Origin of the sequence: Serratia liquefaciens ATCC 27592, from assembly GCF_000422085.1 — a bacterium.
Classification (GTDB): domain Bacteria; phylum Pseudomonadota; class Gammaproteobacteria; order Enterobacterales; family Enterobacteriaceae; genus Serratia; species Serratia liquefaciens.
Genome location: NC_021741.1, coordinates 4,346,486 through 4,360,257, shown reverse-complemented (window position 1 = coordinate 4,360,257; position 13,772 = coordinate 4,346,486). Strand labels below are relative to the sequence as shown.

Sequence of the window (13,772 nt, the reverse complement as noted above, 5' to 3'; positions counted from 1 at the left end):
CTAATGCTACAATGTGCGCCGTCTAATGTTAACCACTACGGAGAGTTCTGTGTCTTCACTGCCCGTCAGCGCGGTTCTTGATGAATTGCTTACTGCGCTGCAATCCGCTCCGCAGGTTCTGCTGCATGCGCCGACCGGCGCCGGTAAATCGACCTGGCTGCCATTGCAGATCCTGGCTAAAGCCGGATTGCCTGGCCGCATTATCATGCTCGAACCCCGGCGGTTGGCGGCGAAGAACGTGGCGTACCGGCTGGCGCAGCAGTTAGGGGAAGAACCCGGTCAGACCGTGGGCTACCGCATGCGCGCCGAAAGCAAAAGCGGGCCGGAGACCAAGCTGCTGGTGGTGACCGAAGGCATTCTCACCCGCATGCTGCAGCAGGATGCCGAGCTGCAGGGCGTTTCACTGGTGATCCTCGACGAATTCCACGAGCGCAGCCTGCAGGCCGATTTGGCGTTGGCGCTATTGCTGGACGTCCAACAAGGGCTGCGCGACGATCTGAAACTGCTGATCATGTCGGCGACGCTGGATAATGCCCGTTTGGCGCAGCTGTTGCCACAGGCACCGGCGGTGGTATCTGCCGGGCGCAGCTTCCCGGTAGAGCGCCAGTATCAGCCCCTGGCCAGCCACCAACGGCTGGAGGACGGCGTTGCGGCGGCGGTGAAGCGCCTGCTGTCTGAGCAAACGGGATCGCTGCTGCTGTTCCTGCCCGGCGTGGCAGAAATCAACCGGGTGCTGGAGCGGTTGAACGGTGAAGTGGCGGCCGATACCGAGCTGTGCCCACTGTACGGCGCTTTACCGCTGGCGCAGCAGCAGAAGGCGATTCACCCGGCGCCGACCGGTCGCCGTAAAGTGGTGCTGGCGACCAATATTGCCGAAACCAGTCTGACCATCGAAGGCATTCGGTTGGTGGTGGACAGTGGCTTGGAACGCGTTGCGCGTTATGACGTGCGCAATGGTCTGACGCGGCTGGTGACTCAACGTATCAGCCAGGCGTCGATGATCCAGCGCGCAGGCCGCGCCGGGCGTCTGGAACCGGGCATCTGCTGGCATCTGTTTGCCAAAGAGCAGGCTGAACGGGCGGCAGAGCACGCCGAGCCGGAAATTCTGCAAAGCGATCTCGCCGGTTTTTGGCTGGAACTGCTGCAATGGGGTTGCCATGACGTCGGGCAACTGACCTGGCTCGACCGTCCGCCGGAAACGGCGCTGACCGCCGCAAAAAGGCTATTGCAGCAGCTTGGCGCCACCGATGACGCCGATAAGCTCACGGCGCGGGGCCGACAAATGGCTGTTCTGGGCTGTGAGCCGCGTTTGGCGGCGATGCTGACCCACGGCGCAGAACTGGGGGCAGATGGGTTGGCGACGGCCGCTGCTTTGGCTGCGTTGCTGGAGGAACCCCCGCGCGGTGGGCAAATGGATATCGGCTACTGGCTGAGTCGTCCGCAGCCAAATTGGCAGCGCCGCGCCACACAGCTAGCTCGCCGTCTGCAGGTGAAAGCGGGGCGGATCGATGTCGAACTGGCACCGCGGCTGCTGGCATTGGCGTTTACCGATCGCATTGCCCAACGACGGGGGCAGGATGGCCGCTATCTGCTGGCCAATGGCATGGGCGCGGCGATGAATCAGGATGAGGCATTGTCACGAGCCCCCTGGCTTATCGTGCCAAGCCTGCTACAGGGGCACAACAGCCCCGATGCGCGTATCCTGCTCGCGTTGCCGGTGGAAATTGATGCACTGGCGGCGCAGTTGCCGGCGATGGTTTCCCAGCAAACGGCGGTGGAATGGGATGAAGAAAAGGGCACTTTACGTGCCTGGAAACGCCAGCAAATTGGTCGTCTGACGCTGCGTGCTCAACCGTTGGCCAAGCCGGCGGACGAAGAGCTGCAGCAGGCATTGATTAACTGGGTTCGCGCTCAGGGCATAGCGGTACTCAACTGGGATACCGCCGCCGAACAGCTGCGGCTGCGCTTGCAGTGTGCGCAAAACTGGTTGCCGGAGGCCGCCTGGCCGCCGGTCGACGATGAGTCGCTGTTGGCCTCGCTGGAGCAGTGGTTATTGCCGTCGCTCGGTGGCGTGCGGGACATGCGCGGATTAAAACAGGTGAATATCGCCGAGGCTTTGGCGCGGTTGCTGAACTGGCAGCAAAAACAGCGGCTGGATAATGCGCTACCCACTCATTACACTGTGCCGACCGGCAGCCGCTTGCCCATCCGTTATGATGCCGGAAAACCTCCGGCGCTGGCGGTGCGTTTACAGGAAGTGTTCGGTGAACAGCGCAGCCCGATGTTGGCCGAAGGTCGCATCCCGGTGGTGCTTGAGTTACTCTCACCGGCGCACCGGCCGTTGCAAATTACCGGCGATCTGGCGGCGTTCTGGCAGGGGGCTTACCGGGAAGTGCAAAAAGAGATGAAAGGGCGCTACCCGAAACACGTGTGGCCGGACGATCCGGCGAATACCGCCCCGACGCGGCGCACGAAAAAATATCAGTAGCCTCGTCATATTTGACGCCGCATCTGTGTTGGCTGTGTTCACTTACCCGAATCACTTACTAGAGTAAGCTCATTGGGATAAGCTCTCTCACCGCCTTACTCGGCAGAGCCTCGCCCCGTTGGGGCCAGCGCAAGCGCTGTTCAACAAAACCGTTGGTTTTGTTGTGATGCAACGCCAATTATTTAGAGGAAGAATTCAGATGTTTCTTCTGTTCAGCGGTCTGGCGCCGCGACAGATTAAGCGACTCATAATGGCCGGCAGTGCCGCCAAGTCTGGAGAACAACAGCAATGGCTGGGGATGACCGCGAGCCCATCGGGCGCAAAGGGAAACAACCAACACGCACCGCGTCGCGCAAGCCGCCGCGCCGTCGTCGAGATGACGATTACGATGATTACGAGGAAGACGAGTACCAGGATGACGATGATGATTATGAAGACGAGGAAGAACGCATGCCGCGTAAGGTAAAAGCGACTCCGCCGCGTAAAAAACGCCGTTGGCTCGGCCTGCTGATCAAACTGATTCTGGTGGTTGCCGTACTGTTGGCGATCTACGGCGTGTACCTGGATTCGCAAATCCGCAGCCGCATCGACGGCAAGGTCTGGCAGTTGCCGGCGGCGGTTTATGGCCGCATGGTCAACCTGGAACCGGGCATGCCGTACAGCAAAAAGGAAATGGTCAATTTACTCGAGGGCATGCAATACCGCCAGGTAAGCCGCATGACGCGCCCGGGTGAGTTTACCGTGCAGGCCAACAGCATCGAGTTGCTGCGTCGTCCGTTTGATTTCCCGGACGGCAAAGAAGGGCAGATCCACGCGCGTCTGAATTTCCAGAACAACCGTCTCGCGAATATCGAGAACATGGAAAACCAGCGCAGCTTCGGCTTCTTCCGTCTCGATCCGCGTCTGATCACCATGTTGCAGTCGCCGAACGGCGAACAGCGGCTGTTCGTGCCGCGCGCCGGTTTCCCTGACCTGCTGGTGGATACGCTGATTGCCACCGAAGACCGTCACTTCTATGAGCATGACGGCATCAGTCCTTACTCCATCGGTCGTGCGGTGCTGGCTAACCTGACCGCCGGACGTGCGGTGCAGGGCGGCAGTACCCTGACGCAGCAGTTGGTAAAAAACCTGTTCCTGACCAACGAGCGTTCGCTGTGGCGTAAGGCCAATGAAGCCTACATGGCGTTGTTGGTGGATTACCGTTACAGCAAGGATCGCATCCTTGAGCTGTATCTGAACGAGGTTTATCTCGGCCAGAGCGGCAACGATCAAATTCGCGGTTTCCCGTTGGCCAGCCTGTATTACTTCGGCCGCCCGGTGGACGAACTGAGCCTGGATCAACAGGCACTGCTGGTGGGCATGGTCAAGGGCGCGTCACTGTACAACCCTTGGCGTAACCCGAAGCTGGCGCTGGAACGTCGTAACCTGGTGCTCAAACTGCTGCAGAACCAGGGCGTTATTGATGCTGAACTGTACGACATGCTCAGCGCTCGTCCACTGGGCGTGCAGCCGAAAGGTGGGGTGATCACGCCGCAGCCGGCGTTTATGCAGATGGTGCGTCAGGAGTTGCAAGCCAAGCTGGGCGACAAGGTTAACGACTTGTCCGGGGTGAAAATCTTCACCACGCTGGATCCGGTGTCGCAAGATGCGGCGGAAAAAGCGGTTGAAGACGGCGTGCCGGCCCTGAAAGCGGCTCGTCATGTTCAGGATCTGGAAGCGGCTATGGTGATTGTCGATCGTTTCAGCGGCGAAGTTCGCGCCATGGTCGGTGGTGCCAACCCGCAGTTTGCCGGGTTTAACCGTGCCATGCAGGCGCGTCGCCTGGTCGGTTCACTGGCCAAGCCGCCAACGTACCTGACCGCGCTGTCTGAGCCGGACAAATATCGTCTGAACACCTGGCTGGCGGATCAGCCGCTGACGCTGAAATTGTCGAACGGCACCGTCTGGCAGCCAAACAACTATGACCGCAAGTTCCGTGGGCAGGTGATGCTGGTGGATGGCCTTGCCTTTTCACTCAACGTACCGACGGTAAACCTGGGTATGTCGGTTGGCTTGGATCAGGTCAGCGCAACGCTGCAGCGTTTGGGCATTCCGAAAGCTGAAATCAACCCGGTGCCTTCGATGCTGCTCGGCGCGATTGGCCTGACGCCGATGGAAGTGGCGCAGGAATACCAGACCATTGCCGGTGGCGGTAACCGTGCTCCGCTGTCTGCGGTGCGTTCGGTGATTGCTGAAGACGGTTCGGTGCTGTACCAGAGCTTCCCGCAGGCGGAACGCGTGGTACCGGCCCAGGCGGCTTACCTGACGCTGTATGCGATGCAGCAGGGCGTAGCGCGCGGGACTTCCCGCTCATTGTCGGTGAAATTCCCCAACTACAATCTGGCGGCGAAAACGGGTACCACCAACGACCTGCGCGACAGCTGGTTTGCCGGTATCGACGGTAAAGAAGTGGCTATCGCCTGGGTAGGACGCGATAACAACGGCCCAGCCAAGCTGACCGGTGCCAACGGTGCGCTGACGCTGTATCGCCGCTATCTGGAGAACCAGACGCCGTTGCCGCTGATGCTGCAACCGCCGGAAGGTATCAACCAGATGACTATCGACGGCAGCGGTAACTTCGTCTGTGGCGGCGGTGGGCGTACCATTCCGGTATGGACCGATAATCCGCAGGGGTTGTGCCAGGCGAGTCAGGCCGCTCAGCAGCAACAAGAGCAGCAGCAACAGCCAGCGGGCGAACAAAAAGATGCTGACGGCGTTGCCGGCTGGATCAAGGACATGTTCGGCAAATAAGCGACCTTGCTTGTCACCGCTCAGGTGAAAAGTTTTTCTTTATTATTAAGCCCGTAACTTCCCGTTGCGGGCTTTTTTATTTCTCTGCGCAGTTTATTTCCACCTGCTTGATGTGGCTAAGCGGTTAATCGCACACCAATTTACCGGCCGAATTCGACTTGCAGTTTAATTTAGCTTCTGCATAAAATGCCGCGATTATAATAATTATTATCGTTTACATTCGTTATCAAATAATTCATCAGAGAAACCACCTATGTCGACCAAGCGTCTTCCTTCCGCGGCCAAGCAGAGCCGTTCTCACGTCAGTGGGTTAGCGATGACTATCGCTGCCGCCCTTGGCACGCTGGCTATGCCGGCATTTTCCGCCGATACCAAGTCCGCCGCCAAGGAAGAGACCCTGACCGTGGTGGGCAGCAGCCAATCGCAGCAGGAAAACGCCTGGGGACCGGTAGGGACCTACGCGGCCAAACACAGTGCCACCGGAACCAAGACCGACACGCCGATTGAAAAGACTCCGCAGTCGGTTTCCGTCGTGACGCGTGAAGAGATGGATATGCGCCAGCCGGATACGGTAAAAGGCGCACTGGCTTATACGCCGGGCGTGATGGTGGGCAACCGCGGCGCCTCTACCGCTTATGATGCCGTAAATATTCGTGGTTTCAGTTCGGTAGGTACCAACATGTACCTGGATGGGCTGAAGCTGCAGGACGATAACTATTCCATTTACCAAATTGACCCTTACTTCCTGGAACGTGCGGAAGTGTTGCGTGGCCCTTCGTCGGTGCTTTATGGGAAGAGCAACCCGGGCGGGGTTGTCGCCTTGGTCAGTAAGCGGCCGACCACGGAAACCCTGCGTGAAGTTCAGTTTAAAATGGGTACCGACAATCTGTTCCAGACCGGCTTCGACTTTGGCGGGGCATTGGATGATGACGGCATTTATTCCTATCGCTTGACCGGTCTGGCGCGAGATGAAGATCAGCAGCAGATCGGTGAGAAGAGCAAACGCTATGCGATTGCGCCTTCTTTCAGCTGGCGGCCGGATGATCGTACGTCACTGACATTCCTCAGCAGTTTCCAGGATGACCCAAGCGTAGGCTTCTATGGCTGGCTGCCGAAAGAGGGGACGGTACAAAATGGGATTAACGGCAAGTTGCCAACCAGTTTCAACGACGGTGAGCCGGGTTATAACAACATCTCGCGTAAGCAACAGATGGTGGGATACGCCTTTGAGCATGGCTTTGATGATGTGTGGACCCTGCGTCAAAACCTGCGTTATTCCAAGATGGACGTGGACTACCGTTCTATCTATGGCCAGGGCATCAGCGCGACCAATCCTGCAGAGTTGACGCGTGGGGTGATGAACTCGAAAGAGCATTTGTCGAGTTTTGCAGTGGACACTCAGGCGCAGGCAAAGTTTGCGACGGCAGCGGTTGATCACACCTTGCTGATGGGTGTGGACTACATGCGTATGCGTAACGACGTCGTTTATCAGTATGGCAGTGCTTCTAGCCTTAATGTGGTGGCGCCGCAGTACGGCAATCAAAGCTATACCATTACCGGCGGCGCCAGTCAGGTTAACCGCCAAGAGCAGACCGGGCTTTACGTGCAGGATCAGGCCGAGTGGAACAACTGGGTACTGACCATGGGCGGGCGTTATGACTGGAGCGACACCAACAGCACCAACCGCCTGAAACAGAATTTGGTATCAAAACAGAAGGACAACGAGTTCACCGGCCGCGCAGGTTTGAACTATGTATTTGAAAACGGCATTGCGCCCTATGTCAGCTACAGTGAATCCTTTGAACCTACTTCAGGGACTGACTTTAGTGGCAATACCTTCGCCGCTTCCAAAGGCAAGCAGTATGAAGCCGGGGTGAAGTTTGCACCTAAAGATCGCCCAATTACTGCCAGCATTGCGATTTATCAGCTGACCAAAACCAACAATAAGGTGGCGGATCCCGATCCGGATCACTCGTTTGCTAGCGTGCTAGGAGGGGAGATCCGCTCCCGCGGGGTAGAGCTGGAAGGCAAAGCCGCACTGACGGCCAACGTCAACCTGCTGGGGTCTTATACCTACACGGATGCCGAGTACACCAAGGACACCACGCTACAGGGCAATACCCCGGCGGCGATTCCAAAACATATGGCTTCAGTGTGGGCGGATTACACCTTCCATGAAACCGCACTCAGCGGGTTGACCCTGGGCTCCGGCGTTCGCTATGTCGGTTCCAGCTATGGTGATGAAGCCAACACCTTTAAAGTAAAGGACTATACGGTTGTAGATGCGGCGATAAAATACGATTTGGCGCGTTTCAATCTGCCAGGCTCCTCGATTGGCATCAACGTGAACAACCTGTTTGATAAAGAATACGTCTCCAGCTGCTTTGCCACCTATGGCTGCTACTGGGGCGCTGAACGTCAGGTGGTCGCCACCGCAACCTTCCGCTTCTAATCGGATTACCGGGGCGGCGCCATGTCGCCCCGGACAGAGTAGGACCTATGCAGGATAAACACCTCAATCACGACGCCACCTTTACCCTGGACAGCGCCAGCTTTGCCGTTCCCGGCCGCGTGCTGCTACAACCCTTGTCGTTGACCTTTCCCGTGGGGAATGTCTGCGGGCTGATCGGCCACAACGGCTCCGGCAAATCGACCTTGCTGAAAATTCTCGGTCGCCACCAAAATCCAACCGCCGGTACGGCGCGGCTTAACCAGCAACTGCTGAGCCAATGGGACAGCAAGGCCTTCGCACGTCAGGTCGCTTATCTCCCTCAACAATTGCCCGCCGCGGAAGGGATGACGGTGCGCGAACTGGTGGCGATTGGCCGCTACCCCTGGCATGGCGCCTTGGGCCGCTTTGGTGTTAACGATCGCCAACAGGTGGAAGAGGCGATTGCGCTGGTGGGGCTGAAGCCGTTTGCCAACCGCCTGGTCGATAGCCTGTCCGGCGGCGAGCGCCAACGCGCCTGGCTGGCGATGATGGTGGCGCAAGACAGCCGCTGCCTGTTGCTGGACGAGCCGACCTCGGCGCTGGATATCGCCCATCAGGTTGAGGTACTGGCTTTGATCCAACGTTTGAGCCATGAGCGTGGCCTGACGGTGATTGCGGTGCTGCATGACATCAATATGGCCGCACGCTACTGCGACCATCTGGTGGCGTTGCGCGGCGGCGAGATGATTGCCCAGGGCACCCCGCTGGAGTTGATGCAGGGTGACGTGCTGGAGCAAATCTACGGTATTCCTATGGGTACGCTGCCGCATCCAAGCGGCGGCGCGCCGGTGAGTTTTGTCTACTGATGCCTGATTCTTCTGATTTTCATCATGATGCCGTTCGCCGTCGCCTGCTGACGGCCATGGCGCTGTCGCCCCTGCTGTTTTCCTTGCCGAGCCAGGCGGCGGCAACGCCACCCGATCTTGCGCGTATTGTGGCGCTGGAGTGGTTGCCTGTCGAGCTGCTGCTGGCGCTGGGGATCACGCCGCTGGCCGTCGCGGATATCCACAACTACAACCTGTGGGTAGAAGAGCCGAAAATGCCGGCGTCGGTGATCGACGTCGGTCAACGCACCGAACCGAATCTGGAATTGCTGCAGCAGCTGCGGCCCTCGCTGTTGCTGCTGTCGCAGGGATACGGGCCGACGCCGCAAAAGCTGGCCCCTATCGGCCCGACCATGAGCTTCGGCTTCAATGACGGCAGCGGCAAACCGCTGACGGTGGGCCGGAAGTCGTTAGTGCAACTGGCGCAGCGGCTGGGCCTTGAGGCACGGGCAGAGCAGCACCTGATCCAGTTCGATCGATTTATCCAGGATGCGCGTCAGCGGCTGCAGTCTTACAGCCGACATCCGCTGCTGCTGTTCTCCCTGCTGGACACGCGCCATGCGCTGGTCATTGGCCAGAAAAGCCTGTTCCAGGAGGTGATGGACCAGCTTGGGATCCAAAATGCCTGGGAGGGGGAAACCAATTTCTGGGGTACGGCGGTAGTGGGCATTGAGCGCCTGACGGCGGTAAAAAATGCGCGCGCGATTTATCTCGATCACGGCAATCAGGCCATGATGGAAAAAGTCAGTTCTACCCCACTGTGGCAGGCATTGCCGTTTGTCAGGCAGAACCAATTGCGTCAGGTGCCGGCTGTGTGGTTTTACGGCGCGACGCTGTCAGCGATGCGTTTTTGCCATCTGCTGGAGCAGGTGCAGGAGAGTTATTCATGAGCGCACGCATTCGCGCATTACCGCTGACATTGCTGCTGTTACTGTTGGCGGCGGCGGGCGGCCTGACGATCTACAATCTGCTGCAACAGCTGCCCTGGGCACTGTGGGGACAGGCGCTGAGCGCGCCGAACATCGACGATGTGCGCCAAATGCTGTTCCACTACAGCCTGTTGCCACGGCTGTCGGTGTCTCTGTTGGCCGGTGCCGGCTTGGGGCTAGTTGGCGTACTGTTCCAGCAGGTGCTGCGCAATCCGCTGGCGGAACCGGCGACGCTCGGCGTGTCAGCTGGGGCGCAGCTTGGGCTGACTATTGCCACTTTGTGGATGTTGCCGGGCGGTGAGATGACCCGGCAACTGGCGGCAATGGCTGGCGCCATCCTGGTCGGCGGGCTGGTGTTCGGCGTGGCCTGGGGCAAACGTATGTCCCCGGTGACGCTGATCCTGGCCGGGCTGGTGCTGGGGCTGTATTGCGGGGCGGTCAACAGTCTGCTGGCACTGTTCAATTACGATCAACTGCAGGGTCTGTTCCTGTGGAGCACCGGTGCGTTAAACCAGCAGGACTGGAGCACTGCGCAGTTTATCCTGCCGCGCCTGCTGATTGCCGGGGTGTTGGCTGTGCTGCTGTTGCGCCCGCTGACCTTGCTGGGGCTGGACGATGGCGTTGCGCGCAATCTGGGTTTAGGGTTGTCGATGGCGCGTTTTTGCGCGCTGGCGGTGGCGATAATTTTCAGTGCGATGTTGGTGAATGCGGTAGGCGTCATTGGCTTTATTGGCCTGTTTGCACCGCTGATGGCAAAAATGCTGGGCGCGCGCCGTCTGGCGCATCGCATGATGCTGGCGCCGTTGCTGGGGGCGCTGCTGCTGTGGTTGACCGACCAGGTGATGATCTGGTTGACGCAGGTCTGGCGTGAGATCCCGACCGGGGCGGCAACGGCGCTGTTTGGTGCTCCGCTGTTGCTGTGGTTGTTGCCGCGGTTGCGCAGTGCCGCTACGCCGCCACCAATGAACCTGGGTGACAGGGTACCTGCCGAACGCGGTCATCTGTGGGGGTGGGCAGCACTGGCAGCGACGGTGTTGCTGGCCGGCATTGCCGTGGCATTGATGTTTGGTCAGAACGCCACAGGCTGGCACTGGAGCCAGGGCGCAGAGCTGGAGTCATTGATGCCGTGGCGCTGGCCACGCGTGCTGTCAGCGCTGGCTGCGGGCATGATGCTGGCGGTGGCGGGGACCTTGATCCAAAAGCTGACCGGCAACCCGATGGCCAGCCCGGAAGTGCTGGGTATCAGCTCCGGCGCGGCCTTTGGCGTGGTGGTCATGCTGTTTATCGTGCCGGGGGATGCCTTTGTCTGGCTGCTGCCGGCCGGCAGCCTGGGGGCAGCGGCGACGCTATTGGTGATTATGATCGCCGCCGGGCGCGGTGGTTTTTCCACCGAACGCATGCTGCTGGCCGGTATTGCGCTCAGCACGGCCTTTACCACCACTATTTTCCTGCTGCTGGCAAGCGGCGATCCGCGTATGGGCGGGTTGCTGACCTGGATTTCAGGTTCCACCTACTCGGTGACGCCGGAACAGGCGGTACGTACGGCGGCCATTGCTGCGCTGCTGATCGCGTTGGCGCCATTGTGTCGCCGCTGGCTCAGTATTCTGCCTTTGGGCAGTGCCACGGCCCGTTCGGTGGGGATTGCGCTAACGCCGGTGCGAGTGGTCATTCTGCTGCTGGCTGCTACGCTGACGGCGATGGCGACGTTGACCGTGGGGCCGTTGAGCTTTATCGGCCTGATGGCGCCGCATATGGCACGTATGCTGGGCTTCCGCCGTGCGTTACCGCAGATGGTGATAGCTGCGCTGTTGGGGGGCTTGCTGATGGTGTTTGCCGACTGGTGTGGCCGCATGGTGATGTTCCCGTACCAGATCCCTGCCGGGCTGTTGGCCACCTTTATCGGGGCGCCGTATTTCGTTTATTTGCTGCGTAAGCAAACCTCGTAACCGACGTCCTTCCTGCCGTTTCTATCCTCAAAGGCTCAGCATCGCTGGGCCTTTATTTTTTCGTATTTTCATACCATTGCAAAGCTTTGCGTACGGCTGCGCAGAGCGGGTATTCAGTGTGGAAAGGGGGCTGAGATCTGAGGGGCGGTGCATATACTGCGTGCGGGTGCTCTGGATCTTTCGTCCCGAGCATTCGTAAGGGATAGAAAGAGAAAAGCCCCGTGTCGATATACATCAACCCGAGGCCAACTCTAACGCCAGAGAACGTTAGGTTAGCTTCTTACCCGCCGAGAGGCAAGGAGAAGGAGGCATGATGCCGAACAAAGGGAGTGTCCTAAAACTGGTCGTTATTTGTGCCACTGTAATATCACTGGCATGGATAACACGCAGCAAACTTTGTGAGCTGCGGATCCGATCGGGCAACACGGAAGTTGCGGCCATTCTGGCTTACGAATCCAAAAGGTAAGGCAACCCAACGGCGGGAGTATTGCTCCCGCCTGTTGGTTGTTTGAGCGTGGATCCACGAGCACCCATCCGCTAAAAACAAAAACGGCAAGCCAAGGCTTGCCGTTTTCACATTCGATACGCAGGCTTATTTCAGGCCAGCAGCATCGCGCAGCAATTCTGCTTTGTCGGTCGCTTCCCAAGGGAAGTGCTCGCGGCCGAAGTGACCGTAAGCTGCCGTTTCGCGGTAGATCGGCTGCAGCAGATCCATCATCTGGATCAGGCCGTATGGACGCAGATCGAAGAACTCGCGTACCAGCAGGGTCAACTGTTCGGTAGGGACTTTCTCGGTACCGAAGGTTTCCACCATGATGGAGGTTGGCTCCGCCACGCCGATAGCGTAGGAAACCTGGATCTCACAGCGGTCAGCCAGGCCGGCGGCAACGATGTTTTTCGCCACGTAGCGCGCTGCGTAAGCCGCTGAACGGTCAACCTTGGACGGATCCTTACCGGAGAACGCACCGCCACCGTGACGAGCCATGCCGCCGTAGGTATCAACGATGATTTTACGTCCGGTCAGGCCGCAGTCGCCCATTGGGCCACCGATAACGAAACGGCCGGTCGGGTTGATGTGGTATTTGGTGCTGGCGCTCAGCCATTCTGCAGGCAGAACCGGTTTGATGATCTCTTCCATCACCGCTTCTTGCAGATCTTTCAAAGAGATATCTTCGGAATGCTGGGTGGACAGTACCACCGCATCGATACCGACGATTTTGCCGTCGTCATATTGGAAGGTGACCTGGCTTTTCGCATCCGGACGCAGCCACGGCAGAGTGCCGTTTTTACGGACTTCGGACTGGCGCTGCACCAGACGGTGCGCGTAGGTCACCGGTGCCGGCATCAGCACTTCGGTTTCGTTGGTAGCATAGCCAAACATCAGGCCCTGGTCGCCAGCACCCTGTTCCAGAGGATCGGTACGGTCAACACCCTGATTGATATCCGGGGATTGCTTGCCGATGGCGCTCAGTACGGCACAAGAGTTGGCGTCGAAGCCCATATCCGAATGAACATAGCCGATTTCGCGCACGGTTTTACGGGTGATCTCTTCGATATCTACCCAGGCGCTGGTGGTGATTTCGCCGCCAACCAGAACCATGCCGGTTTTCACGTAGGTTTCGCAAGCTACGCGTGCTTTAGGATCCTGTTCCAGGATGGCGTCAAGAACGGCATCGGAGATCTGGTCAGCGATTTTATCAGGATGTCCTTCGGAGACGGATTCGGACGTGAATAGGTGTTTAGCCATGGTGTTCTTTACCTTGCATAAGACGGGTTAGAAATTACTGCACAGCGCTGGAGATCCGGCATCAAAGCGAAGGGTCTTCCGCTGATGGCGCGAGATGCTTCCTGCAACGCCCCTCAGGCAAAGCCGTTAAGCAGTTTATCAGTTAACCAGTATAGATGGATTAACATCTGGACGTCTATTTTAGGTCAGGCCTTAGCCGGATTGCCAGTATTTTTTTGCCCTTTCGCTCTTTTGCGCAAAGCTTCCGGCGCCATTTTCATCGCTTGAAACAGTTTCCGACAAATTTTCATTTTGCATTTTCCCCGTGTTATCGGTATAAACTGCGCGCGCGGCTCATTTGGTGCACAGTGCGGGGTACGAAGTTGTAAACTTCTGTGACGCCTCCACGGGTGGTCTGATTGTCAGCCGCAGACGCCAACCTTTGGCGTCGCCGCTTCATAGAACGGTCACGTTCTTACACTATTAATAGAGGCTCAGTCGTTCATAGAGGGCGACGTGCGTGGAGGTGGTTGGATTAATGATCCGTTGTCTACCGGTTGTTGGTTCTCAACAGCAGT

At 58.4% G+C, this 13,772-nt stretch carries 8 protein-coding genes; 7 read left to right on the top strand and 1 reads right to left on the bottom strand.

Annotation, left to right across the window (positions count from 1 at the left end; genetic code table 11):
- Positions 1–25: 25 nt before the first annotated feature.
- The 7 genes from hrpB (at position 26) to M495_RS20330 (ending at position 11,934) form a co-directional block, all read left to right on the top strand.
- Complete coding sequence (gene hrpB, locus M495_RS20360) at positions 26–2,488, top strand: ATP-dependent helicase HrpB (protein ID WP_236615019.1); 2,463 nt, start codon at positions 26–28, stop codon at positions 2,486–2,488.
- Between the two features lie 288 nt (positions 2,489–2,776).
- On the top strand, positions 2,777–5,278 hold the full coding sequence (gene mrcB / locus M495_RS20355; RefSeq protein ID WP_020828559.1) for a bifunctional glycosyl transferase/transpeptidase: 2,502 nt from the start codon (positions 2,777–2,779) through the stop codon (positions 5,276–5,278).
- Positions 5,279–5,531: 253 nt separating this feature from the next.
- The gene (fhuA, locus tag M495_RS20350; RefSeq protein WP_041414941.1) at positions 5,532–7,730 is read left to right on the top strand and encodes a ferrichrome porin FhuA; all 2,199 of its coding nucleotides are present in this window, start codon (positions 5,532–5,534) and stop codon (positions 7,728–7,730) included.
- A 47-nt stretch (positions 7,731–7,777) separates the two neighbouring features.
- The gene (gene fhuC / locus M495_RS20345; RefSeq protein ID WP_020828557.1) at positions 7,778–8,575 is read left to right on the top strand and encodes a Fe3+-hydroxamate ABC transporter ATP-binding protein FhuC; all 798 of its coding nucleotides are present in this window, start codon (positions 7,778–7,780) and stop codon (positions 8,573–8,575) included.
- Positions 8,575–9,483: a Fe(3+)-hydroxamate ABC transporter substrate-binding protein FhuD gene (gene fhuD, locus M495_RS20340; RefSeq protein WP_020828556.1), complete on the top strand. Its 909-nt coding sequence runs from the start codon at positions 8,575–8,577 to the stop codon at positions 9,481–9,483. Before fhuC ends, fhuD begins: the two co-directional genes overlap by 1 nt.
- Positions 9,480–11,468: a Fe(3+)-hydroxamate ABC transporter permease FhuB gene (gene fhuB, locus M495_RS20335; RefSeq protein ID WP_020828555.1), complete on the top strand. Its 1,989-nt coding sequence runs from the start codon at positions 9,480–9,482 to the stop codon at positions 11,466–11,468. The genes fhuD and fhuB overlap by 4 nt, the downstream gene beginning before the upstream one ends.
- A gap of 313 nt (positions 11,469–11,781) precedes the next feature.
- Positions 11,782–11,934, top strand: coding sequence for a Hok/Gef family protein (locus tag M495_RS20330; protein WP_041415673.1), 153 nt, complete (start codon positions 11,782–11,784; stop codon positions 11,932–11,934).
- Positions 11,935–12,060: 126 nt separating this feature from the next.
- On the opposite strand, the gene metK is transcribed toward M495_RS20330, so the two are convergent.
- Complete coding sequence (metK, locus tag M495_RS20325; RefSeq protein ID WP_020828554.1) at positions 12,061–13,215, bottom strand: methionine adenosyltransferase; 1,155 nt, start codon at positions 13,213–13,215, stop codon at positions 12,061–12,063.
- Between the last annotated feature and the right edge of the window lie 557 nt (positions 13,216–13,772).